We start from the raw sequence: 24155 nt of genomic DNA, 5'->3' as shown, positions 1-24155 counted from the left end.
TGCTCCTGGGGTCGTTCCTGATCGCCCCTTCCAGCCTCTCCGTCACCCCGGACTTGTTCCGGAGTCAAAGGCGCGGCAATCGGTGCGGTGTAATCCTCTATCGACCGCGACTGCGGCTCGGTGGACCCCGGAACAAGTCCGGGGTGACGAAATAGAGTGTGAATGTCGATCCGGCCTAGGACTTGGGAAAAGGCGAGTCCGATCATGGTAACATCGTGGCGCAATGCTCCCGCGGGCCAAGGACGCTCATCATGAGAACGCGCGCTGGCGGGACGAGACCCCAGCCTGCGCTGGGGTGACGTGATACGGGGTGTAGCGCTTCTATTCCGCCCCCGCCCCCGCCCCTTCCGCTTCCGCCCGCTCCTCGGCCGCATCCTCCGCCTGAGCGATGGCGACCGCCAGCTTGGTCAGCGGGCGCGGCGACTGTTCGACCACCGGCAGCGGGTCGATCGTCTTGCCGCCGGTGTCGATGTTGAGCGTTTCGAACCGCTTGGCTGAGGTCATCACCTGCGATTCGAGGCTGCCGACGAACGCATTATAGGCGGTGTTCGCCCCTTCCAGATTCTTGCCGAGCTTGGCGACATGGTCGCCCATCTTGGCGAGGCGGGCGTGGAGTTCGCGGCCGAGCTGGCCGATCTGGCGCGCTTCACCCGCCAGCTTTTCCTGCCGCCACACCGCCGCGACGGTGCGGGCGATGGCGATCAGGTTGGTCGGCGTCGCGATCAGCACGCGGCGGTCGAACGCATAGTCCCACAGCGCCGGATCATGTTCGAGCGCGGCGGCGAGGAAATGTTCGCCCGGCACGAACATCACCACGTAATCGGGCGTATCCTCGAACTGCGACTGGTAGCTCTTGGCCCCCAGCGCGTTCACATGGTTCTTCATCGATGCGACATGCGCAGTCATGAAGGCGGCACGCTCCGCCTCGTCCACCGCGCCGTGCGCGTCCTGATAGGCGTTCAAGGACACCTTGGCATCGATCACCAGGCTCTTGCCGCCGGGCACCTTCACGATGGCGTCGGGACGCAGGCGACCGTCGCCATGGTCGACCGACACCTCCATCTGGAAATCGGTATGTTCGGCAAGGCCGCAGGTTTCGAGCACGTTGCGCAGCTGCTGCTCGCCCCAGCGACCGCGCGCCTTGGGGGCGGAGCGCAGCGCGTTGACCAGCTTCGCCGCCTCGCTCTTCACCGATTCCTGCCCGATGCGCATCGCGTCCATCAGGCCCTTGAGCGTACCATAGGCTTCCTGCCGCTCGCCCTCGACCTTGGTCATGCTGGCTTCGTAGCGTTTCAGCGTCGCCTCGACCGGGGCCAGCAGCGCCTTCAGCTTCATCTCATTGGTGTCGCCCGCCTGCGCGAAGCGTTCGTTGGCGCGTTGCAGGAACGCCTTTTGCGCGCCGTCGAGCATGATTTGCGCGGTTTCGCGGAACTGGCCGGCCATCGCCTCGCGCGCGTCCTTGAACTCGGTCAGCCGTTCCTCGAACGCCGCCGCATTCGCCTTGAGCGCGGCGTGATCGAGCAGCAGCGCGTCGCGATCGGCACGGATTTCGGCCAGTTCCTCGCGCAATGCCGGTACTTCCTTTGCGCGTTCGCTGGCGAGCGCGAGGTCGGAGATCGCCTGCTTGAAATCATCCTCGCGCTTGTCGCGTTCCTCGCGCAGCGATTGGACCTGTCGGCTGCCCATCAGCCAGCCGATCGCCAATCCGGCAAGCAGGACGGCGGCGACGATGACGATGACAAACGGGTCCATGCGATACTCCGGGGGAACGGACCCGGAACTTACCCCCGCCCCGCCCGCCCGACAAGGCGAACGGGGTTCGGTTCGTCGCTTAGGCGGCCTTGCGCGCCTTGTTCAGTTTCTTGATGACCATGTCGCGCTTCAGCCGCGAGAGGTGATCGATGAACAGCACGCCGTTCAGATGATCCATCTCGTGCTGGAGGCAGGTCGCCATCAGCCCGTCGAGCCATTCGTCATGGGCCTCGCCCTGCTCGTCCAGCCACGTCACGCGGCAGCGCGCCGGGCGGACGACATCGGCATATTGTTCGGGGATCGACAGGCAGCCTTCCTGATAGGACGACAGCTCTTCCGACACTTCCTCGATCACCGGATTGACGAAGGCGTGCGGTGCCTTGACCGGCTTGCCCTCCTCATCCTCCTCGTCCTGCAGGTCGATGACCAGCACGCGCTTGGGTACGGCGACCTGGATCGCGGCGAGGCCGATGCCGGGGGCGTCGTACATCGTTTCGAACATGTCGGCGATGAGGGTTCTCACCTCGTCGGTCACGCCCTCCACGGGTTCGGAGACGAGGCGGAGGCGGGGATCGGGGATTTCGATGATCGGAAGAATAGCCATAGCGGTTCGGTAGGTAGCATATTTTCGCCGGTCAAGCGACCGGGCGCCGCGCGCGCAGCGCCTGGGCCAGCGTGCCTTCATCGAGATAGTCCAGTTCGCCGCCGACGGGCAGGCCATGCGCCAGCTGGGTCAGGCGAACCGGATATTTCTCGATCCGTTCGGCAATGTAATGGGCGGTCGTCTGCCCCTCCAGCGTGGCGTTCATCGCCAGCACGACTTCATCGATGCCGCCCGCCGCGACGCGGGCGACGAGCGAATCGATCGCGAGGTCGTCGGGCCGCACCCCCTCCAGCGCCGACAGCCGCCCGCCCAGCACATGGAAGCGGCCGGGGAACAGCCGGGCGCGATCGAGCGCCCACAGGTCGGCCACCTCCTCGACCACGCACAGCGACCGGTCGTCGCGGCGCGGATCGGTGCAGACGGCGCACGGATCGGTCGTGTCGACATTGCCGCAGGTCGAACAGGTGGCGAGATTGCGCGCCACCCGGTCGAGCGCGATCAGCAGCGGGTCGAGCGCCGTTTCGCGCTTCTTCACCAGATGCAGCACCGCCCGCCTGGCCGAACGGGGGCCGAGACCGGGAAGCCGGGAGAGCGCCTGCGTCAGCGCGTCGATTTCGGGAGAGGCCATCGGACCCAAGATAGGGGGTTGCGCGTGTCGACGCCACGGTGTCGAGAGGGGTCATGCGGATCATCTTCATGGGCACGCCCGAATTTGCGGTGCCAATCCTTCAGGCGCTGGTCGATGCGGGCCACGACGTCATCGCCGCCTATAGCCAGCCGCCGCGTCGCGCGGGGCGGGGCAAGGCGCTGACCCCCTCCCCGATCCACCGGCTGGCCGAGCCGCTGGGCATCGCGGTGCGGGTGCCGGAGACGTTGCGCGATCCGGCGGTGCGGGCGGACTTCGCGGCGCTGGACGCCGATGTAGCGGTGGTCGCGGCCTATGGCCTGTTGTTGCCGCGCGCCGTGCTGGACACGCCGCGTCTCGGCTGCCTGAACGTCCATGGCTCGCTGCTGCCGCGCTGGCGGGGGGCCGCGCCTATCCAGCGGGCGATCCTCGCGGGCGATAAAGAGACCGGCGTCGGCATCATGCAGATGGCGGCGGGGATGGATACCGGGCCGGTGCGGCTGGAGGGTCGCACGCCGGTTGCGGGCAAGACGGCGGGCGAGCTGGCCGGCGAGCTGAGCGCGATGGGTGCGCGACTGATGCTGGAGGTGTTGGCCGACCCGGACGCCTATCCGCCGGTCGAGCAGGCGAGCGTGGGCGTGACCCATGCCGCGAAGATCGACAAGGCGGAGGCGCGGCTGCGCTTCGACGGCAGCGCGGTCGATGCCGAGCGGCAGGTGCGCGCGTTCAACCCGGCACCGGGCGCGTTCATCGAGGTGAATGGCGAACGGATCAAGGTGCTGGCGGCACGGGTCGATCCGGACGCCGGCGGCGTGGAACCGGGCACGGTGATCGGAGACGCGCTGGAGATCGCCTGCGCGGAGGGGGTGCTGGTCCCGCTACAGGTGCAGCGCGCCGGTCGCGGTGCGACCTCGACCGGAGAGATGTTGCGCGGCTTCGCTGTCCCGAAGGGCGCGCGCATCGCATGACCCGCTTTGCCCTGACGGTCGAATATGACGGTCGCCCGTTCGTCGGCTGGCAGCGCCAGTCGGAGGGGGCAAGCGTGCAGGGAGCGATCGAACGCGCGTTGTTCGAGATTACCGGCGAACAGGCCGCCGTCCACGCCGCCGGCCGCACCGATGCCGGGGTCCATGCGACCGGGATGCGCGCGCATGTCGATGTGGCGAAGACGATCGACCCGTTCCGGTTGATGGAGGCGCTGAACGCCCGGCTGCGGCCCGATCCGGTCGCGATCCTCGATTGCGAAGTCGTGCCGGACGACTGGCACGCGCGCTTTTCCTGCCTGGGCCGTGCCTATGTCTATCGCATCGTGTGTCGCCGCGCGCCGTTGACGCACGAACGGGGGCTGGCGTGGCGCGTGCCGCAGCCGCTGGATGCGGATGCCATGGCGGAGGCCGCGACGCGGCTGGTCGGGCGGCACGACTTCACCACCTTCCGCTCGGCGCATTGCCAGGCCGACAGCCCGCTGCGCACGCTGGACCGGCTGACGGTGGCGCGCGACGGCGACCGGATCGACATCCATGCCGCCGCGCGGTCGTTCCTGCATCATCAGGTGCGATCGATGGTCGGGTGCCTTGCGACCGTCGGGCAGGGCAAGCGGACGCCCGACGAGATGGCCGACATTCTCGCGGCGCGGGACCGCTCGGCATTGTGGCTGAATGCTCCGCCGGACGGACTGTATTTTACCGACGCAACCTACCCCGCATTCTGATGTCCCCCGCCTACGCGGGAATACGGTCAGGCATTGTGCCGCACCAGTCGTGCGACCAGTTCGACATGAGTCGACCAGCGGAACTGGCCGACCGGCTGCACCCAGTCGATGCGGTATCCCGCCTGCACCAGCGTCTTAGCATCGCGGGTGAAGCTGCTGGGATTGCACGAAACATAGGCGATGACCGGTGCCTTGCTCGCGGCGAGGGCCGCCGCCTGTTCGCGCGCGCCCGCGCGCGGCGGGTCGAGGATCACCGCGTCGAACCGGTCAAGTTCGGCCGCCGTTAGCGGGCGGCGGAACAGGTCGCGATGGTCGGCGACGACCGACCGCCCGGCCCGCGCGGCGGCGAGTTTAAGCGCCATGATCGCCTCGCGCCCTGCCTCCCCTGCATAGGTCCGCACGCCCGCGCCCCGCGACAGGGTGAAGGTGCCCAGCCCCGCGAACAGGTCGGCGACGATCCCCGCTCCACCAACCGCTTCATCGACCGCTGCGATCAGCGCCGCTTCGCCATCGCCGGTCGCCTGCAGGAAGCTGCCCGGCGGGAACGGCACCGGCACGCCACCCAGCGTCACGGTGACCGGTTCCGGTTCCCACCTTGCCTCTGCCCCCATGCCGTCGTCGATCGACAGCCGGGCAAGCCGCTGTTCCTGCGCAAAGGTCGTCAGGGCTTCGGCGGCGGCAAGGCCCTCGGCGATCTGGCCGATGATGAGGACATCGACGCCCTGATCGACCCGCGCCAGATGCACGTCGGCGCGCGACCGGTCCTTCAGCGCGGTCGCCAGCAGCCAGCGCAGCGGCGCGACCGCTGCGAAGAGTTCGGGCAGCAGGACATGGCATTCGCTCAAGGGGACGATGCGGTGGCTGCCGCTCTCGGTAAAGCCCAGCGTCACCTGCTTGCCGCGCCGGTCGGCGTGGAGCGTCGCGCGACGGCGGGTGTAGGGCGCGGACAGGATCGCCGGGCGGACGACGGCATCGAGCGATTGCGACGCCAGCGCCCCGCGCACCCGGTCGGCGACGAAATCGGCTTCGCTGGGCCGGTCGAGATGCTGGAGCTGGCACCCGCCACACTCCGGAAAATGGCGGCAGGGCGGTTCGGCATGGTGCGGGCCATGCGCGACTGTGCCGTCGGGCAACAACCGGTCGCCCGGCGCGGCGAAGGGGACATGGCAGCCATCGCCGGTCACGCCTTCGCCGCGTGCCGCGACGCGGACGATCAGGTCATCGTCGTTCAGCGGCATTCGGCGATCGCCTGTCCCAGATGGTCGATCAGCCGGTCCGCGACGAAGGCCGGGCCGGCCAGCCGCGCGGCGCGGCCGTGCAGCCACACCGCCTGCGCCGCCGCTTCCTTCCCACCGGGCCGCAGCCGCGCGGCAAGGATACCGGCGAGCACGTCGCCGGTGCCGGCGGTCGACAGCCAGGAGGGCGCATCGGGAGAAACGATGACGGTGCCGTCGGGGGAAGCGATCACGGTATCGGGGCCTTTATGAACGATAGTCGCGCGCGCCTGTAGCGCAGCCCGGGCCGTCCGGTCGATCTTGTTACCGCCGTCCGACCCGAACATGCGGTCGAATTCACCGCTATGCGGTGTCAGGAACGTCGGTGCCGTGCGCGCGGCGATCTGCCCGACGCCTGCCTGCCCCAGTACGGACAGGGCGTCGCCATCGATCACCAGCGGCGCGGCACAGGCCAGCGCGGCGTCGATCAGCCGGCCGGCAGCCGCATCGCGACCAAGGCCCGGCCCGACCAGCACCGCCGCCAGCCGATCGCCCGCCAGCAAGGCCGGCGGATCGTCGAGCGGCCGGCGGACCAGCGCATCGGGGCCGCCATGCCCGGCATCGTCGCCCGCCAGAATGACGTAGCCCGCCCCCGCCAACAGTGCCGCCGTGGCGGCCAGACGCGCCGCACCGGGCATCGTGCCGGCAAGGACGGTAATCATGCCACGGCTATACTTATGGGCATCCCGCTCGGGCAAGGCGATCACCGGACGCGCGATGGTGCGTGGCACAGGTGGCAAGTCGATGGCGAGATCGGCGAGCAGGACATGGCCCATGCGCGCAGCAGATGCTCCGACGACATGGGCGGGCTTCAGCGCGCCCAATGCGATGGTGACGTCGGCCCGGCCCCCGCCGGCGAACTGCCGTTCGGCATCGGCGTCGATCCCGCTCGGCAGGTCGATCGCGACGACGAACGCGTCGCGGGTCAGTCGTGCCAGCGGGTCGGCGATCCCGGTCGCCAGCGGGCGCGACAGGCCGATGCCGAACAGGCCATCGACCACCACCGGACGCGGCTCGGCGTCTTCCAGCGTCGATACCGTACCGGTCCATGCCGCCCGCATCCGTGCCGCCGCGCCGGACGCGTGGCGAGGCAGCGCCGCCACGGCGACATCGCCACCCCATTCGCGCAAATACCGTGCGCAAACAAAGGCATCACCGCCATTGTTTCCAGACCCTGCGAGGACAAGGATGGGGCGTCCGAGGGCAAGGCGGCGTACTTCCCGCGTGACCGCCAGCCCGGCGCGCTCCATCAAGGTATCTTGCGGGACACCGACGGCGAAGGCGTTCTCCTCCGCCGCGCGCATCTCCGCGCCGCGCAGGATCGGCGCATTCGCCGGAAACAGCCTCATCGCGCGACCGGGCCGACCGTCGCGGGCAGGCGATAGCGCGCGCCGCCGATGGCGACCTCGATCCGGTCGTCGCCGACGACGGTGACCTTCGCCGCTTCCGATCCATCGGCCGCGACCACGCCACGGCCATCGCGGGCAATGCGCAATCGATGGAATCCGCCATCGGGCTGACGCAGGGTCAGCAGGGTGCCGTCGTTATCGACCGTGCGTTCGATGGTACAATCGGCCGCGAGGGGGCGAGCGGCTTCGGCAGCGCATTCGATGCGGCCGGCATCGTCGGCGGCGGCGCGCTGATCCGCTTCGATATTGGCAAGGACGGCGGGGTCTGCGGTCCGGTCACACCCCGCGAGCAACAGGACGGCAATCAGGGCGAGGCGTCGTTCGAATCCGGTCATGGCCGATCGATACCACATTGATCGCATGACAGTATCCCCGCGCTGGCGGGGATACGTCACTACCGGTAACCGCGGACGTCAGATGTCGGCGTAGACGTGCCGCTCGGCCTTGGCCCCCGGATGGGTCACCGCGCCCTGCCAGGCGGGGCCGACCGTGGTCGAATAGCGCCACAGCGCGCCTGCCTGATAATCGTTTACGCGCGGCTGCCACCTGGCGCGACGCTCCGCCAGCACATCGGCTGCGACGTCGAGGTCGATCGTGCCGGCATCGGCGTCGATGGTGATGATGTCGCCATCCTCGACCAGCGCGATCGGACCGCCTTCCGCCGCTTCGGGACCGACATGGCCGATGCAGAAACCGCGCGTCGCGCCGGAAAACCGGCCATCGGTGATGAGCGCGACGCTCTCACCCATGCCGAGGCCATAGAGCGCGGCGGTGGTCGACAACATCTCGCGCATCCCCGGACCGCCCTTCGGCCCTTCATAGCGGATGACGACGACCGAGCCTTCGGTGATGCTACGCTGTTCAACGGCGGCGAAGGCGTCTTCCTCGCAATCGAACACGCGCGCGGTGCCGGTGAATTGCAGCCGCTTCATGCCCGCAACCTTCACGATCGCGCCATCGGGGGCGAGCGTACCACGCAGGCCGACGACGCCGCCGGTCGGGGTGATCGGCGTCTTGACGTCATAGATAACCTTCTGGTCCGGGTTCCACGTCACCTCGTCGATATTCTCGCCCAGCGTCCTGCCGGTGACGGTCATGCAGTTGCCGTCGAGCAGGTCGTTCGCCAGCATCGTCTTCATTAGCATGTAGACACCGCCGGCCTCGTACATGTCCTTCGCGACATACTTGCCGCCGGGCTTGAGGTCTGCGACGTAAGGCGTTGACTTGAAAGCCTCCGCTACGTCGAACAGGTCGAAGTCGATCCCCGCCTCGCTCGCCATCGCCGGCAGATGTAGCGCGGCATTGGTCGAGCCGCCGGTCGCCGCGACAACGCGTGCGGCGTTGATGAAGGCGGCGCGGGTGGCAATGTCGCGCGGACGCAGGTTCAGGCGCACCAGCTCCATGACCTGCCTGCCCGCCGCGATCGCGATCTCTTCCCGGCTGCGATAGGGGGCGGGCACCATGTTCGAATTGGGCAGCGACAGGCCGATCGCCTCCCCGACGCACGCCATGGTGTTGGCGGTGAACTGGCCCCCGCAGGCGCCGTGGCCCGGACAGGCGACCTTTTCCAGCGCGGTCAGGTCATGCAGCGGACAGGTGCCGGCGGCGTAGCGGCCGACCGCCTCGAACACGTCAACCACAGTCACATCGCGGTCCTCGAACCGGCCGGGCAGGATCGACCCGCCATAGACGAAGATCGAGGGGACGTTCAGGCGCAGCATCGCCATCATCATGCCCGGCAGCGACTTGTCGCACCCGGCAAAGCCGACCAGCGCGTCATAGCAATGGCCGCGCACCGACAGTTCGACCGAATCCGCGATGACTTCACGGCTGACCAGCGAGGACTTCATCCCCTGATGCCCCATGGCGATGCCGTCGGTCACGGTGATGGTGTTGAAGCGGCGCGGCATCCCGCCGCCCGCCACCACGCCTTCGCGCGCGGCGTCGGCCTGGAAATCCAGCGTCGTGTTGCACGGCGCGCTGTCGTTGCCGGCCGAGGCGAGCGCCACGAACGGCTTGGCGATGTCTTCCTCGGCGATGCCCATCGCGTAATAATAGCTGCGATGCGGCGCGCGTTCGGGGCCGACGGAAACGTGGCGGCTGGGCAGCCGCGATTTGTCGAAAGGCTGGGTCATGGCGACAGCCTATTGCGCAGGGAGACGCTCCAGCGCAAGTCCGTTGCGCACTGCGACGATCATGTCGGCCAGGATCGCGCACCAGCGGGCGACGTCGGCGGGGTCGGCGATCAGGTCGTTGCGGACCTCGACCGACAGTGACGCTATGCCCTGCCCTTCGGCATGGCGGTTCAGCGTCGCGTTCAGGATACGGCCGGAATAGGGTTGCTGATCGCCGGTCGGGATACCCTGCGCGCGAAGAAAGTCGATCGCGATGCGGGCGGCGCGGTCGTCACGGCCGTAGAGGATGCCGGCTTCCCATGGACGCAGTGCGTCGCTGGTTTCGAGGCGGGGCGTGAAGCTGTGGATCGCGACGATCAGGCGCGGGCGGTTGCGACGCACCTGCGAACGGATCGCGCGATGATAGGGCGCGTGAAAGCGGGCGATGCGATCCGCGCGATTGGCGCCGATATTGGCGGGGATGGCGTGGCCGTCGGAGACTTCGGGGATCAGGCCGGGATGATCGCTCTGCCGATGCAGGTCGATCACCAGCCGCGACACCGTGCCGAGGATCGCGGGCGCATCGAGCCGGGCCGACAGCGCATGGGTGAGCGGTCCAGCGCCGATGTCGACGCCGACATGGAGCGACAACAGCTGCTCGGCCATGGCAATGTCGTCTGGCACCCAGGCGGACGCATGGTCGCACAGCAGCAACAAGCCGGTTTCGGTTCCGGGCAGATGGTCGGCAGCGTGCATTCAGAACTCCGGCGGTCGGCGGTCGTGGAAAGCGGCGAGGCCCTCGACCAGTTCGGCGTCTCCGAAGGCGGCGTCGAACCGGGCTTCGCCGCCGGGCACGCCGTCGATGGCGAGCTTCAGTCCCCGCACCGCGCCGGGAGCATTGGCGGCGATACGTGCGGCGAGGGCCTGCGCGGCTGCCAGCGCGCTGTCGCTGCGGCGGTGGGCGAGGCCGATGGCGACCGCTTCGTCCGCATCGATCGCGTCGCCGGTATAGAGCAGCCGCGCCGCCTGCCCCCGCCCGACCGCCGCGACCAGGCGCGCGACATCGGCGGGAGGATAGAGGATGCCCAGCCGCGCCGGGGGGATGGCGAACCGGGCGCCCTTCCCAGCGACGATCAGGTCGCACGCCAGCGCCAGCGCGACGGCCGCGCCGAAGCAGCCGCCATCGACCGCCGCGATCACCGGCATCGGCAGGCGCGCCACTCCCTCGATCGCGGCGGACAGGGTTTCGCGAAAGATCGCGCGTCTGGCGGGATCATCGCGCAGATCGGCAAACTCGGCGATGTCGGCACCGGCCGAGAAGATACCTGGTTCACGCGACGCGATCAGGACGGCACGGACATCGGACGCGGCCAGTTCGGCCACCCGCTCCGCCAATGCCCGCCAGCCGGCGATCGGCAGGGCGTTGCGCGCACCGCCCCGCGCCAGCCACAGCGTCGCGATCCCGCCATCGCGGGTAACGTCGATCATGGGCAGGAAATGGGCGGCGTCCGAAGAGACCGCCCACGGACGATCCGCTCCCGGCGTGTGATCCGTTGCCGAACCTTTGCAAGCACCGCGCCAGTCGCTCGCCCCCTCCGGCGAAGCGCCCGACTGTGCCGGATCAGGACGATCGACTGTCACGCCAGTGCCGTTTCGAGACACCACCATGCGGGGCAGGCCGCTTGGATCGTGGTGGCCGCCGCCGCGCGATCCTCCGCCCGGTCGAACAGGGCGAAGCAGGTCGCGCCCGACCCCGACATGCGCGCCAGTCGCACGCCATCGGCCGCCGCCAGCATCGCCAGCACCGTGTCGATCGCCGGGGCCAGCGCGCGGGCCGGCGGTTCGAGGTCGTTGCGCCCCGCCAGCGCGATGGTGAGGGCATCCCCCTGCGGCAATGGTCCGCGATCGGTCCGGTCCCATGCGGCAAAGACGGCGGCGGTCGACACCCCCACGCCCGGATTGACCAGCAGCACTGGCAGCGGCGGCACATCGATCGGGGTCAGCCGCTCGCCGCGTCCGCGCCCGATCATCGTCCGCCCGGCGAGGCAGGCGGGCACGTCCGATCCCAGTTCCGCCGCGATGGCCATCAGCGCAGGATCGTCGCGCGACACCCCGGCGAGCTTCGCCATGCCGCGCAACGTCGCGGCGGCGTCGGCCGATCCGCCGCCGATACCCGATGCCACCGGCAGATGCTTGTCGAGGACGATCGACAGCGGCTCGCTTACCCCAAACGCGGCACGAAATGCGTCGCGGGCGCGGGTGACCAGGTTGTTGCCCTCCCCGCTCAGGCCACCGGCGAACGGGCCGACGATCGCGAAGCCGTCGCGGTCGGCAGGGGTCAGGCGGACCGTGTCGCCGTCACGGACGAATACGAACAGCGTCTCCAGTTCGTGATAGCCATCGTCACGCCGGGCGCGGACGTGCAGGGCGAGGTTGAGCTTGGCGGGCGCGGGTTCGACGATCATCGCGCTCAGCGATGCGACGAAGCCGGCCCGTTCGCAAGCTTCGTCGCCAGCCGGGCCGCGTCGGGACCGTTGGCGGACACCGCCGCCGCGTTCCAGGCATAGCGTGCCTCGACCCGGCGGCCGGCCGCCCAATAGAGGTCGCCGAGATGCTCGTTGATCTCCAGATCGTCGGGCGCCTGCCGCACCGCGCCCTCGATCAACGGCAGCGCGGCGGCGAGATTGCCGGCACGAAACCGCGCCCAGCCGAGCGAGTCGGCGATGGCAGGGTCCTTCGGCGCGAGGGCATGTGCACGCTCCAACATCCGCGTCGCCTCCGCGACATTTTCACCACGATCGACCTGCGCATAGCCGAGATAGTTGAGCGCGGCCGGTTCCTGCGGGGCCAGCTCGACTGCACGGCGCAGCATCGGCAGTGCCCCAGCCCAGTCGCCCATCCGGTCGAGCGCCGCGCCGCGTTGGAGGTACAATGTCCAGTCCGCCGTCGGCCCCGCCTGTGCCAGCGTGCGTTCGTAGATGCGCGCCGCTTCGGCCGGCTGGTTCGATTCGAGCAGCAGGTCGCCATAGCGGCGCAGGCTGGCGGTCGCCGCCCCCCGCCGTTCCGCCTGTTCGCGCGCGAGTGCCAGCGCACCGGGCAGGTCGCCCGCCCGCTGAAGGATGACGACACCCAGCGCATTGGCGCTGCCGGCAAAGGGATCGCCCGGCGGGATTTGCGCCAGCGTCGCGCGGGCCTCCGCCACCGCATCGTCGCGGGCGAGCGCGTCGGCCAGTGCGATGCGGGCGCGGGAATAGCCGGGATCGAGCAGCAGCGCCGAACGGCTGAGCATGATCGCCAGCGCCTCGGTCCCTTCCGCCGACAGGTCGCCCGCCATCCGCGCGAACAGGCGCGACACGCCGAAGCGCGCATCGCCCTTGCTGCCACGGCCCAGCGTCTCGGCGGCGCGGGCGAGCACCGGGTCGTCGCCCGCTAGCAGCGCCCGGGCGGTATCGCGTTCCCCGGCGCGGGCGATGAGCTGGGCCACGTTCAGGCGGAAATCCGCATCACCACCGGTCGCCGACAGGAGCGCTCGGGTAGCAGCGATCCCCGCTGCCGTCTGCCCGGTCGCGAGCAGCCGCAGCGCGGCGTTCTCGGCGGCATAACGACGCGGGATCGCGCCGCCGTCGCCGGCGATCTCCGGGGCGGGCAGGTCGACCCAGCCGGCGAGCATGGGAACGAGAAAGCCGAGCGGCGATCCGGCCAACCGGTCGAGCGCGGCGCGCTGCCCCTTCGCATCGCGGGCGATCACCGCATCGCTGAAGACGAGCAGGTCGAGATCGGGCGGCGCGACGTCGGCGGTGCGCAGCACGGCACCGGCGCGGCGGGCAAGCGGCAGATCACCGGCCGCCAGCGCCTGTCGCACCGCACGAACCGCGATGACCGGATCGGAAGGCTGCGCGGCGAGTGCCAGCGCATAGCCCTGCGCGGCGACGGTCACCTGCCCCTCCGCATCAGCGGCGCGGGCGTGGACATAGGCTGTCAGGGGTGCGGCAGGCAGAGTAGGCGCCGCCGACGCCGGTGCCGCCACCAGCGTCGCCACGATCAGTCCGATGCTACATGTTCGGATAATTCGGTCCTCCGCCGCCTTCCGGCACGACCCAGTTGATGTTCTGCGTCGGGTCCTTGATGTCGCACGTCTTGCAGTGGACGCAGTTCTGCGCGTTGATGACGAACTTCGGCGCGTCGGTCTCTGCCCCCACGATCTCATATACGCCCGCCGGGCAATAACGTTGCGCGGGTTCGTCATAGAGCGGCAGGTCGTATTCGACCGGCACGTCGGGGTCCTTCAGCGTCAGGTGGACCGGCTGGTCTTCCTCATGATTGGTGTTCGACAGGAACACCGACGAGAGGCGATCGAAGCTCAGTACGCCGTCAGGCTTGGGATAGGCGATCGGCTTGACCTGATCCTTGCGCCACAGGCTTTCGTGATCGGGATGATGGCCGAGCGTGAAGGGCATCCGCAGCCCCCAATGCTCCGCCCACATCGTCGCGTTGGCGATGCCCGACCCGACGAAATCGCCATATTTCTTGACCAGCGGCACCACGTTGCGGACGGTGCGCAGTTCCTCATAGACCCAGCTCGCTTCATAGGCGGCGGTATAGGCGGTCAATTCGTCACCGGTCCGCCCGTCGCGCACGGCCGCGAAAGCGGCCTCTGCGGCCATCATGCCGGACTTCATCGCGGTGTGGATGCCCTTGATCCGCGGCACGTTCAGGAATCCCGCCGAACAACCGACCAGCACCCCGCCGGGAAAGGTGAGCTTGGGCACCGACTGCCACCCGCCATCGTTGATCGCGCGCGCGCCATAGGACACGCGCTTGCCGCCCTTCAGGATCGCGGCGATCGCCGGATGGGTCTTCCACCGCTGCATTTCCTGGAACGGCGAGAGATACGGGTTGGAATAGTTGAGCCACGTGACGAAGCCGAGCGCCACCTGCCCGTTCGCCTGATGATACAGGAAGCCGCCGCCGTTCGACCCGCGCGTTTCGCTGAGCGGCCAGCCCTGCGTATGGATCACCCGGCCCGGGACGTGGTTTTCCGCCGGAATGTCCCACAATTCCTTGATGCCCAGACCATAGACCTGCGGCTGGCTGTCCTTCGCCAGATCGAAGGTGCGGATGATCTGTTTCGACAGATGGCCGCGCACGCCTTCTGCGAAGAAGGTGTATTTGGCGTGGAGTTCGAGGCCCGGCTGCCAGTCGGGCTTGCGCGTGCCGTCGCGGGCGATCCCCATGTCACCGGTCGCGACGCCCTTAACCGAACCATCGTCGTTGTAGAGGATTTCGGCAGCGGCGAAGCCGGGGAAGATTTCGACGCCCAGACCTTCGGCCTGTTCCGCCAGCCAGCGGCACATATTGCCCAGCGACCCGGTATAGGTGCCCTTGTTCTGCATGAACGGCGGCAGGATGCGGTGCGACACCTCGCTCCTGCCCGTTTCGGAGAGCAGCCAGTGGTGGTTCTCGGTCACCGGCACCTCGGCCATCGGGCAACCCATGGTCCGCCATTCGGGCAGCAATTCGTCCATAGCGCGCGGATCGAACACCGCGCCCGACAGGATATGGGCGCCGACCTCCGACCCCTTTTCCAGCACGCACACGGCCAGTTCGTTACCCGTGTCCGCCGCCATCTGCTTCAGCCGGATCGCCGCGGACAGGCCGGCAGGCCCCGCGCCGACGATCACGACGTCATAGGGCATCGATTCCCGTTCGCTCATCATTCCATCCTCTGGCGGCCAGCCGCCCCATGTCGTCGCGTGAGGGCCACGCCCTGTCCTTGCCAACGATTTGGGCAGATTGACGGGGAGGTCAACCCAGTGCCTTAAGGGCGTCATGGGGGCGGACCAGCAGATTCAGTGGCATGAGGCGGCGGCCAGCGCGCTCGAATGGTGGAGCGACGCCGGCGTCGACACGCTGGTCGAGGATGAACTGCGCGACTGGTTCGCGGCCCCTGCCCCCCCGGTCCGCCCGCTTGCCGTAACGTCTGCCCCCGCCGCCGACCTGCCGCCCGACACGCTGGACGCCTTTGTCGCGTGGCGGATGGGCGATGCCGTGCCGGAGGCCGGGTGGAACGCGGCGCGCGTGCCGGTCGCCGCACAAAAAAATCCGTCGCTGATGATCCTGACCGACCTGCCCGAACCCGATGATTCGGCCGAGAGCGGCTGGATGACCGGCCCGGTCGGTGCGCTACTCGACCGGATGCTGGCCGCGATCGGTGAAGTCCGCGAACAGGTCGTCATCGCCGGGATCGCCCATGCCCGCCCACTGACCGGCCGGATGCCCGCCGACGCGCAGGCGACGCTGGACGAACTCGCACGGACGCTCGTCACGCTGGTCGCGCCGAAGAAGCTGCTGCTGTTCGGCGCGGAGCCGTGCCGCGCGTTGCTCGGTCCCGACGGCCAGCGTGGCGGTTTACGCGCCCTTAACCATGACGGCATAGCCTGTCCCACGATCGCCACGTTCCACCCGCGCTTCCTGTTGGAGCGGCCTTTGGCCAAGGCGGAAACATGGCGGCACCTGCAGTTGCTTATCAGGGAACCGACCGCGTGAAACTCAATCCACTCGTGTTCGCGGCGCTGCTGATGCCCGCCCTTCCCACCCTTGCCCATGCCGATGAAACGCCGACGCGCGGCGCGGCCATTGCCGTTGCCGAAGCGCGCATTCCCCCGCAATTGTCGCCCGAGGATCGCGACGCCTATACCCAGGTCTTCGCCGCGATCCGGGGCGGGCGCTGGGCCGATGCACAGCTGCGGCTCGACGCAATGAAGCCGGGACCGCTCCACGCCGTCGCCCGCGCCGAACTCTATACCGCCAAGGGGTCGCCCAAGGTCGAATTGCCGCAGTTGATGGCGGTGCTCACCGAAGCGCCCGACCTGCCCCATGCCCCCGACCTCGCCCGCATCGCGAAGCTGCGCGGCGCGACCGCCCTTCCCGAGCTGCCGACGCCGCAGCGGCTGGTGTGGTTCGACGCCGCGCCGGTCCGCGTCCGCGCCAAGGCCGCCCGCAGCGATGCCGCCGCCGCGCAGTTGCTCGATGCGATGAAGCCGTTCGTGAAGGCCGATGACGGTGCCGCCGCCGAAGCATTGATCGCCACGCGCGCTGCCGACCTGACGCCCGACGCGCTGACCGAAATGCGCGGGCGCGTGGCATGGATCTATTTCGTTGCGGGCGACGACGCCAATGCCCGCCGCCTTGCCGCCGTGGCGCAGCAAGGACAGGGCGACTGGACCGCACAGGCCGACTGGACGCAGGGTCTAGCCGCGTGGCGGCAACAGGATTGCGCCGCCGCGCAGGCCGCCTTTGCCAGCGTCGCGCAGCGGGCCGGCGATACCGAACTGCGCTCGGCCGGCCTCTATTGGGCGACACGCGCCGACATCGCCTGTGGCCGACCCGATCTGGTGCAGGCGCGGCTCCAGACTGCTGCGCAATATGGCGAAACCTATTACGGGCTGCTCGCGCGGCAGGCATTGGGCCTGATCGAAGGGGCCGATGCCGGCGCTCGCGCGCCGGCGACCGACGACTGGCGCGCGCTGGAACGGCGATCGAACGTCAAGGTCGCCGCCGCACTGACCGAAATCGGCGAAGGCGCGCTGGCCGACAAGCTGTTGCGCCATCAGGCGCGGATCGGCGGCGCGGGGGATTATACCGCGCTCACCCGGCTGTGCGGTTCGCTGAACCTGCCCGCGACGCAGTTGTGGCTGTCGCATAACGGTCCGCAGGGTGCACGGCCGCTGGTCGAGGCTCGGTATCCCGCACCGGACTGGACGCCGGAGGGTGGCTGGCGCGTCGACAAGGCTTTGGTGTTCGCGCACACGCTGCAGGAATCGCGCTTCGATGCCGGTGTGGTCAGCCCGGCGGGTGCGACCGGGCTGATGCAGGTCCGCCCCGGCGCGCTGGCCGACTATGCGCGGGCGCACGGCCTCAGCCTCGAAAAATCGGCGCTGTCGAAGCCGCAGGTCAACATGGCGGTCGGGCAAAGCTATCTGGAACAGCTGCGCGACCGGCCGTTCACCGGCGGGCTGCTGCCCAAGGTCATCGCCGCCTATAATGCCGGGCCGACGCCGGTCGAGGCGTGGAACGTGCAGCTGAAGGACGGCGGCGATCCGCTGCTCTATATCGAATCGATCCCCTATTGGGAAACGCGCGGCTACGTCATGACCGTGCTGCGCAACTACTGGATGTACGAAAAGCAGGCCGGCAAGCCGTCGGCCAGCCGTGCCGCGCTGGCACAGGGGATGTGGCCGAAGTTTCCGGGCCTGCCCGGTGCCGCCGCCGTGCGCGTGAAGGGCGCGGGCCAGACGCGGGTGGCCGATGCCAATTGACGAAAGCCGGCCGTTCGTGCCGGTGCGGATCGCGGTGCTGACGGTATCGGACACGCGCGGGCTGGCGGAGGATCGTTCGGGCGACACGCTGGTCGGGCGGATCGAGGGCGCCGGCCATGTCGTCGCCGACCGGGCGATCGTGCGCGACCACATCGACACGATCGTCGCGCGGCTGCACGGCTGGATCGACGACGACGGCATCGACTGCGTCATCACTACCGGCGGCACCGGCGTCACCGGGCGCGACGTGACCCCCGAAGCGGTCGAACGGGTCGCGACCAAATTGATCCCCGGCTTCGGCGAACTGTTCCGCTGGCAGAGCTATGCCAAGATCGGCACCTCGACGATCCAGTCGCGCGCCACCGCCTGCGTCGCGCGCGGCACCTATATCTTTGCCCTGCCCGGATCGACCGGCGCGGTGAAGGACGGGTGGGACGGCATCCTGCGCGAACAGCTCGACATCCGCCACCGCCCCTGCAACTTCGTCGAGCTTATGCCGCGCCTGCTGGAGCGATAGGGCCGGACGTCACTTCGCCGGCCTGACCTTTGCCGCGTCGCGCTTTTCCTTCAGGAACCGCCCGAACAGCCCGTCCATGTCGGAATACCATCCGACCAGATCGGTGAACTGCGCCTGGGTCATGCCACCCACCGCCGTCGCGTCCAGAAACTCCCGAAGGTCGCCGTCCGAATCGACCGCGACCTTCAGAAACCGGTTCCTGGCATTCCATTCGTTGGTCATCGTCGCGGTGAAGACCGGCTCGGCCTTATACCACGACGCGAACTGGAACGACTTGCAATCCTTCAACCCGTCACAGCCATAGAATTCGACGGTGAAGGATTCGCCGTTGGTCGCACTGAGGATGTATGGCTCACCCTGCTTGTTGATCTTCAGTTCGGCCTTGTACCCCGCCGCCTGCAACGCGGTGACGACATTGCCCGGCTGGCGCAGGTCGAGCAGCGCTCCGTCGGGAGCGGCCAATGCCGCCGCCGCCCAGATCATCGTTCCGAACATCGACAAGTCCCCCGTTCTACCCGACCCGCTTCCTATCGGTTCACGGATCGGTCGGACAAGGTCATTCCGCGACCATCGCCGCCAGCACATGACCGTCGGGATCGCGGAAATGAAACCGCCGTCCACCGGGGAAGGCAAAGATCGGCTGGACGACCGCCCCGCCCGCCGCCTCGACCGCCGCCAGCGTCGCCTCCAGGTCGTCGACCTCGATCACCGGCAGCAACGTGGTGAGCGACGTGTCGGCGTCCAGCCCCAGATCGGTATCGCCGCTGGTCGTCGCGGCATAATCGGGACCATAGTCGGTGAACTGCCACCCCATCACGGCGGTGTAGAAGGCCTTGGCCGGTGCCGTAGCGGTGACCGGTAGTTCGAGATAGTTCAGCCGCGCCATAATCCCTCCTTGTTCTTGCTTCGTTCTAGTCGATCGGATAGCGTCGTGCAATGCGCAACCGTCCCGCCCGAGGAGCGACGAACAATGCCACCAGCGCCCGCTTCGCCCTGCCCGCGCAGGAGGCGGACGGCGACTGGCTCGACTGGCGGGAAACGGTCGATGGCGCGGAGCCGGTGCTGCGCACCACCATAGCGATCGAGCGCCCTCGCACCATCCTGTCGCGCAACACGTCGCCCGACATCCCCTTCGACCGGAGCATCAACCCGTATCGCGGCTGCGAACATGGCTGCATCTATTGTTTCGCCCGCCCGACCCATGCGTATCACGACCTGTCGCCGGGGCTGGATTTCGAGACCAAGCTGTTCGCCAAGCCTGATGCCGCCGCGCTGCTACGGACAGAACTGGCGAAGCCCGGCTATGTCACAAGGCCGATCGCGATGGGGACGAATACCGATCCCTACCAGCCGATCGAGCGGGACTGGCGGATCACGCGCGACTGCATCGCGGTGCTGGCGGAGACGAACCATCCGCTGACCATCACCACCAAATCCGACCGCGTGCTGCGCGACATCGACCTGCTGGCACCGATGGCCGCGAAGGGTCTGGTCAGCGTCACCCTGTCGGTGACGTCGCTCGATCCGATGATCGCGCGCACGCTGGAGCCGCGCGCACCCCATCCGGAAAAGCGGCTGGCAGCGGTAGCGGCACTGGCGGCGGCGGGGGTGCCGGTATTCGTGTCGATCTCCCCGGTCATTCCAGCCATCACCGATCACGAGGTCGAAAATCTGATCGAACGTGCAGCGCAGTCGGGGGCTAGGGGTGCCTATTTCCTGCCGGTGCGCCTGCCGCATGAGGTCGCGCCGTTATTTCGCGCCTGGCTGGAGACGCATTTCCCGGACCGCGCAGGCAAGGTGATGGCGATCGTTCAGTCGCTGCGCGGCGGACGCGACAACGACCCGGCGTTCCATTCGCGGATGCGCGGGCAAGGCGTGTGGGGCCAGCTACTCGCTACCCGCTTCGCCATTGCCTGTCGCCGTCACGCGCTGACCGGCGGCCATCCCCGGCTGCGCTGCGATCTTTTTCGCCGGCCGGTGGGCGCGCAGGGCGAGTTGTTCAGCTGAACGACGGAACCGTTGTCGTATCGCAACGTATTCCGGATGAGGAATAACGGGGACGATACGACGATGACGACACGCTTCTGGACCGCCGCGATGCTGACCGCCGCGACGATCACCGCGCCGGTCCATGCCCAGACGCGGGCGATATCGCAGAGCGACCGGACGCAGGGCGCGCAGGCCAATCCGCAATTGCTGGCGCAATTCGGCGGCAAATATTCGGGACCGCAGGCCGCCTATGTCGAGCGCGTCGGCAAGAAGGTCGCGGTCCAGTCCGGACTGTCCAATGCCAGCGGCGACTTCACCGTCACCCTGCTCAATTCGCCGGTCGAGAACGCCTTCGCCATCCCCGGCGGCTATGTCTACATCACCCGGCAGTTGCTGGCTCTGATGAACAGCGAGGCGGAACTGGCGGCGGTGATGGGCCATGAGGTCGGCCATGTCGCCGCACGGCACAGCAATTCGCGCAACACCCGCTCGACGATCGGGTCGATCGGCGCCGCGTTGCTGGGCGCGGTGACCGGCAGCGATCTGGTCGGGCGGATCGCCGGGGCCGGGTCGCAGCTCTATACCCTGTCCTACAGTCGCAATCAGGAATATCAGGCGGACCAGTTCGGCGTGCGCTATGCCACTGCCGCCGGCTATGCCCCGTCGGGCATGGCCGATGCGCTGGTCCAGCTGAACGACGCGCAGTCGCTGGCCGCGCAGACCAGCGGGCGCGGCGGCAATAGCGTGCCGACATGGATGAGCACCCATCCCAACGGCGCCGACCGCGTGAAGCGCGCCCGCGCACTAGCGCAGCAGGCGGGCGGTGCCACGACCCAGCCGGTGCAGGACACCAATTATCTGCGGATGCTCGACGGCCTGCGCTATGACGACGATCCCGCGCAGGGCGTGATCGAGGGAACGACCTTCAAGCATCCCGGCCTGCGCATCCGCTTCACCGCGCCCAGCGGCTATGCGCTGCAGAACGGCACCGACGCGGTGACCATCGCGGGCCAGGGCGGTCAGGCCGAGTTCCGCATGGGGCCGGCGGGCGATCCGGCCAGCGTCGTGCGGCAGCGGCTGGCGGCGCTCGGGGCGCAGAACCCGCCGGAGCCGCAGTCGACGCGGATCAACGGCACCGACGCGGCGACCGCGACGGTCCGCGCCAACGCCAACAACCAGGCGGTCGACGTCACCATCGTCGCCTATCGCTACCCTGCCGCCACCTATTATTTCCAGATCGTCACGCCCGCCGGGCGCGGCGTGGGGCCGTTCGAATCGCTGCTCGACAGCTTCGGCACGCTGACCCAGGCGGAGGCGAACGCGATCACCGGCAAGCGCATCCGCATCGTCACGGTCAAGGCCAGCGACACGGTGGATTCGCTGGCCCGGCAGATGACCTATCCCGATTTCCAGCGCGATCGCTTCCTGACGCTGAACGGGCTGGAGGACGATGCGCGGCTGGTGCCGGGACAGCTGGTGAAGCTGGTCGTGCGCGGCTGACCCCTTTCCGCCGCCCGGTTGCCATGCGAAGGGCGGCGGATGGCCAGTCATGACGTCATCATCCTGGGCGCGGGTGGCGCGGGTCTGTTCTGCGCCGGTATCGCCGCACGGCGGGGCAAGCGAGTTATCGTGGTCGATCATGCGCCGGAGCCGGCGCGCAAGATCGTCATCTCGGGCGGTGGGCGCTGCAACTTCACCAATGTCGGGACGAGCTGGGACCGCTATGTCTCGGCCAACCCGAAATTCGCGCGCTCGGCGCTCGGCCGCTACACCGTGCAGGACTTCATCGCGCTGGTCGATGCCCATGGCATCGCATGGCATGAAAAGACGCTCGGCCAGTTGTTCTGCGACGGATCGGCGCGACAGATCGTCGCGATGCTGCTGGCCGAAGCGGAAGGCGCCGACATCGCGCTGGGCCAGCCGGTCCGCGACGTGACCCATGCCGATGGTACCTTCACCGTGGTCCATGGCGACCGGACGCTGACCGCGCCGTCATTGGTGATCGCGACCGGCGGGCCGTCGATCCCGAAGCTCGGCGCGACCGGTTTCGCCTATGACCTTGCCAAGCGGTTCGGGCTGAAACTGATCGAACCGCGCCCGGCGCTGGTGCCGCTGACGCTGCCGCCGGACGACGCGCTGTTCCGCGAATTGTCCGGCGTCGCGACCGAGGTCGTGGCGGGCGCGGGCGCGGGCGCGGGCAAGGCCAAGTTTCGCGAGGCGGCTTTGTTCACCCATCGCGGCCTGTCGGGACCGGCGATATTGCAGGCATCCTCCTATTGGCGGCACCGCGAAGCGGTGACGATCGATTTCGTCCCCGACCGCGCGCCCGGCTGGCTTACCGACCTGAAGCGCAACCGCCCGCGCATCGGCCTGCGCTCGGCGCTCGGCTCGGCGCTGCCCGACCGGCTGGCCGAGGCACTGGCGGCAAAGCTCGACTGCCCCGGCGAACTGGGCAACCAGCGCGACGCGGTGCTGACCGAGGTCGAACGGCGGCTGAGCGGCTGGCAATTCCATCCCAACGGCACAGAAGGCTTCGCCAAGGCCGAAGTGACGGTCGGCGGCATCGCGACCGATGGGCTGAACCAGAAGACGATGGCGGCCAAGCACCTGCCGGGACTGCATGTGATCGGCGAGGCGGTCGACGTCACCGGCTGGCTGGGCGGCTATAATTTCCAATGGGCGTGGTCGAGCGGCTGGGCAGCGGGCCAGGCGGTGTGAGCCGCAAGACGTCCTTTTCGCCGGTCGTCGACATGTCGACACGGGTATTGATCCTCGGCAGCCTGCCGGGCGACGCATCGCTGGCGGCCGGGCGCTATTATGCCCATCCGCAGAACCAGTTCTGGCGGTTGCTGTCGCCGGTGGTCGGGGTGGACCTGCCGGCGCTGGAGTATGTCGACCGGTTGGCGGCGCTACAGGCGGCGGGCATCGGGCTGTGGGACGTGGTGGCGAGCGCTACCCGCCCCGGCAGCAGCGACGCCGCGATTCGCGACGCGACCGCTAACGACGTAGCGGCGTTGATAGCGACCCTGCCGGCGTTGCGGCTGGTGGCGTTCAACGGCGGAACCGCGTGGAAGGCCGGGCGGGCGCTGGTGCAAGGGATCGAAACGCTGGCCCTGCCATCGAGCAGCCCGTTGCACACGGTCGGGGCGGCGGCGAAGCAGCCGGCGTGGGACGCGATCGGAACGCATCTGCGGTCCGCGTGAGCGCCCGCCCCCATTCTCGGCAAGCAGGTCTCCGTTCGCAGAATTATCCTGCTACTAACCCTTCAGCGCTCCCGCATCTTGAACGAGCACACGCGCGAAGTCTTCGCGGCCATAGGTGTCGCCCTGGGGTTCAAAACCAAACCCGCCAAAACAGACAATCAGTGCCGAAATCACATAGCTAGTGGCGCGCATTTCATTCGGGGTGGCGATCCGAATGCTCATGATCGCGTCCGTTCCACGAATCCGTTCGGAAGCGGAGACGCCCGTCAGGCGGCCATTCACGTCCTGTACTTCTTCTGGCATCAGTGCAGCCGGGGCAAGTTCCCCCTCCAGATACGCGTCCTTGCCATCGATCGCTACCAGCACTCCGTCTCGCACGACGCTTGCGCTGTCCAATATCGGAAAATGTTTGATCGCAACCGGAAAGCCTCGGTCCGTCATGCACTGGCGTACCGCAGCAGCGGTCGGCCAATTGGCGGCGGGCACCGCGACGTAGAAATCGACACTCATCCGGCACCTCCAGACAGCTACGCAGTCGGCGCTATTGCTATCGGTGAAACGTTACAATTGAACAGCGAACACCGTTGGGCATTATCAGGCAAGCCGCTCCCACGATCCAAGGTCGATCGCACTCTTAAT

At 68.4% G+C, this 24155-nt stretch carries 24 protein-coding genes; 9 read left to right on the top strand and 15 right to left on the bottom strand.

From position 1 onward, the window contains the following. Window positions 1–321: 321 nt before the first annotated feature. The 3 genes from rmuC to recR form a co-directional block, all read right to left on the bottom strand. A complete protein-coding gene (gene rmuC / locus ASE83_RS03400; protein WP_055783871.1) occupies window positions 322–1752 on the bottom strand; it encodes a DNA recombination protein RmuC in 1431 nt (476 codons plus the stop codon). Between the two features lie 79 nt (window positions 1753–1831). Continuing rightward, window positions 1832–2356, bottom strand: a complete 525-nt coding sequence (gene def / locus ASE83_RS03395) for a peptide deformylase (RefSeq protein WP_055783870.1) — start codon at window positions 2354–2356, stop codon at window positions 1832–1834. Between the two features lie 31 nt (window positions 2357–2387). Next, the gene (gene recR, locus ASE83_RS03390) at window positions 2388–2984 is read right to left on the bottom strand and encodes a recombination mediator RecR (RefSeq protein WP_055783869.1); all 597 of its coding nucleotides are present in this window, start codon (window positions 2982–2984) and stop codon (window positions 2388–2390) included. 53 nt (window positions 2985–3037) lie between these two features. Here recR and fmt point away from each other — a divergent pair, with 53 nt between their 5' ends. Together fmt and truA are read left to right on the top strand one after the other, a co-directional pair. Then, on the top strand, window positions 3038–3949 hold the full coding sequence (gene fmt, locus ASE83_RS03385; RefSeq protein WP_055783868.1) for a methionyl-tRNA formyltransferase: 912 nt from the start codon (window positions 3038–3040) through the stop codon (window positions 3947–3949). Next, on the top strand, window positions 3946–4692 hold the full coding sequence (truA, locus tag ASE83_RS03380) for a tRNA pseudouridine(38-40) synthase TruA (protein WP_055783867.1): 747 nt from the start codon (window positions 3946–3948) through the stop codon (window positions 4690–4692). The genes fmt and truA overlap by 4 nt, the downstream gene beginning before the upstream one ends. Window positions 4693–4718: 26 nt before the next feature. On the opposite strand, the gene ASE83_RS03375 is transcribed toward truA, so the two are convergent. The 9 genes from ASE83_RS03375 to ASE83_RS03335 all read right to left on the bottom strand — a co-directional run bounded on the left by ASE83_RS03375 (window position 4719) and on the right by ASE83_RS03335 (window position 15203). Further along, window positions 4719–5930: a class I SAM-dependent RNA methyltransferase gene (locus tag ASE83_RS03375; RefSeq protein ID WP_055783866.1), complete on the bottom strand. Its 1212-nt coding sequence runs from the start codon at window positions 5928–5930 to the stop codon at window positions 4719–4721. Continuing rightward, the gene (locus ASE83_RS03370) at window positions 5921–7315 is read right to left on the bottom strand and encodes an NAD(P)H-hydrate dehydratase (protein WP_082443049.1); all 1395 of its coding nucleotides are present in this window, start codon (window positions 7313–7315) and stop codon (window positions 5921–5923) included. The genes ASE83_RS03375 and ASE83_RS03370 overlap by 10 nt, the downstream gene beginning before the upstream one ends. After that, window positions 7312–7710: a hypothetical protein gene (locus ASE83_RS03365; RefSeq protein WP_055784445.1), complete on the bottom strand. Its 399-nt coding sequence runs from the start codon at window positions 7708–7710 to the stop codon at window positions 7312–7314. Before ASE83_RS03365 ends, ASE83_RS03370 begins: the two co-directional genes overlap by 4 nt. Window positions 7711–7788: 78 nt before the next feature. Continuing rightward, window positions 7789–9510, bottom strand: a complete 1722-nt coding sequence (ilvD, locus tag ASE83_RS03360; RefSeq protein ID WP_055783865.1) for a dihydroxy-acid dehydratase — start codon at window positions 9508–9510, stop codon at window positions 7789–7791. Window positions 9511–9519: 9 nt separating this feature from the next. Further along, window positions 9520–10245, bottom strand: a complete 726-nt coding sequence (locus ASE83_RS03355) for an N-formylglutamate amidohydrolase (RefSeq protein ID WP_055783864.1) — start codon at window positions 10243–10245, stop codon at window positions 9520–9522. Beyond that, window positions 10246–10977: an enoyl-CoA hydratase/isomerase family protein gene (locus tag ASE83_RS03350; protein WP_055783863.1), complete on the bottom strand. Its 732-nt coding sequence runs from the start codon at window positions 10975–10977 to the stop codon at window positions 10246–10248. Between the two features lie 149 nt (window positions 10978–11126). After that, entirely contained in the window at window positions 11127–11954 is an 828-nt protein-coding gene (locus tag ASE83_RS03345; protein ID WP_055783862.1) for a 4-(cytidine 5'-diphospho)-2-C-methyl-D-erythritol kinase, read from the bottom strand. 5 nt (window positions 11955–11959) lie between these two features. Then, window positions 11960–13528 carry a tetratricopeptide repeat protein gene (locus ASE83_RS03340; RefSeq protein WP_235512959.1) on the bottom strand — a complete coding sequence of 523 codons (1569 nt, stop codon included), beginning with the start codon at window positions 13526–13528 and terminating at the stop codon, window positions 11960–11962. 13 nt (window positions 13529–13541) lie between these two features. Further along, a complete protein-coding gene (locus ASE83_RS03335) occupies window positions 13542–15203 on the bottom strand; it encodes an electron transfer flavoprotein-ubiquinone oxidoreductase (protein WP_055784442.1) in 1662 nt (553 codons plus the stop codon). Window positions 15204–15318: 115 nt separating this feature from the next. On the opposite strand from ASE83_RS03335, the gene ASE83_RS03330 reads away from it, so the two are divergent. The 3 genes from ASE83_RS03330 to moaB are packed head-to-tail and all read left to right on the top strand — an operon-like array spanning window position 15319 to window position 18324. Further along, entirely contained in the window at window positions 15319–16035 is a 717-nt protein-coding gene (locus ASE83_RS03330; RefSeq protein ID WP_055783861.1) for a uracil-DNA glycosylase family protein, read from the top strand. 32 nt (window positions 16036–16067) lie between these two features. Then, the gene (locus ASE83_RS03325; RefSeq protein ID WP_156352702.1) at window positions 16068–17807 is read left to right on the top strand and encodes a lytic transglycosylase domain-containing protein; all 1740 of its coding nucleotides are present in this window, start codon (window positions 16068–16070) and stop codon (window positions 17805–17807) included. Then, entirely contained in the window at window positions 17797–18324 is a 528-nt protein-coding gene (moaB, locus tag ASE83_RS03320) for a molybdenum cofactor biosynthesis protein B (protein WP_055783859.1), read from the top strand. Before ASE83_RS03325 ends, moaB begins: the two co-directional genes overlap by 11 nt. 9 nt (window positions 18325–18333) lie before the next feature. Here the strand turns inward: moaB and ASE83_RS03315 are convergent, their stop codons facing one another. Continuing rightward, a complete protein-coding gene (locus tag ASE83_RS03315) occupies window positions 18334–18819 on the bottom strand; it encodes a YbjN domain-containing protein (protein WP_055783858.1) in 486 nt (161 codons plus the stop codon). Window positions 18820–18880: 61 nt separating this feature from the next. Then, window positions 18881–19210 (bottom strand): VOC family protein, encoded by a 330-nt coding sequence (locus tag ASE83_RS03310; protein ID WP_055783857.1) that lies wholly within the window; start codon window positions 19208–19210, stop codon window positions 18881–18883. Between the two features lie 50 nt (window positions 19211–19260). Between ASE83_RS03310 and ASE83_RS03305 the strand changes: the two genes are divergently transcribed. The 4 genes from ASE83_RS03305 to ASE83_RS03290 are packed head-to-tail and all read left to right on the top strand — an operon-like array spanning window position 19261 to window position 23516. Next, complete coding sequence (locus ASE83_RS03305; RefSeq protein WP_055783856.1) at window positions 19261–20331, top strand: PA0069 family radical SAM protein; 1071 nt, start codon at window positions 19261–19263, stop codon at window positions 20329–20331. A gap of 36 nt (window positions 20332–20367) precedes the next feature. Continuing rightward, window positions 20368–21813 (top strand): M48 family metalloprotease, encoded by a 1446-nt coding sequence (locus ASE83_RS03300; protein WP_235512956.1) that lies wholly within the window; start codon window positions 20368–20370, stop codon window positions 21811–21813. 39 nt (window positions 21814–21852) lie between these two features. Then, the gene (locus tag ASE83_RS03295; protein WP_055783855.1) at window positions 21853–23031 is read left to right on the top strand and encodes an NAD(P)/FAD-dependent oxidoreductase; all 1179 of its coding nucleotides are present in this window, start codon (window positions 21853–21855) and stop codon (window positions 23029–23031) included. Continuing rightward, window positions 23028–23516 carry a DNA-deoxyinosine glycosylase gene (locus ASE83_RS03290; RefSeq protein ID WP_268794956.1) on the top strand — a complete coding sequence of 163 codons (489 nt, stop codon included), beginning with the start codon at window positions 23028–23030 and terminating at the stop codon, window positions 23514–23516. Before ASE83_RS03295 ends, ASE83_RS03290 begins: the two co-directional genes overlap by 4 nt. Window positions 23517–23570: 54 nt before the next feature. On the opposite strand, the gene ASE83_RS03285 is transcribed toward ASE83_RS03290, so the two are convergent. Continuing rightward, on the bottom strand, window positions 23571–24026 hold the full coding sequence (locus ASE83_RS03285; protein ID WP_055783853.1) for a hypothetical protein: 456 nt from the start codon (window positions 24024–24026) through the stop codon (window positions 23571–23573). Between the last annotated feature and the right edge of the window lie 129 nt (window positions 24027–24155).

It is taken from the genome of Sphingomonas sp. Leaf32, assembly GCF_001421765.1.
Classification (GTDB): domain Bacteria; phylum Pseudomonadota; class Alphaproteobacteria; order Sphingomonadales; family Sphingomonadaceae; genus Sphingomonas.
This window is presented reverse-complemented; position numbering and strand designations above follow the sequence as displayed.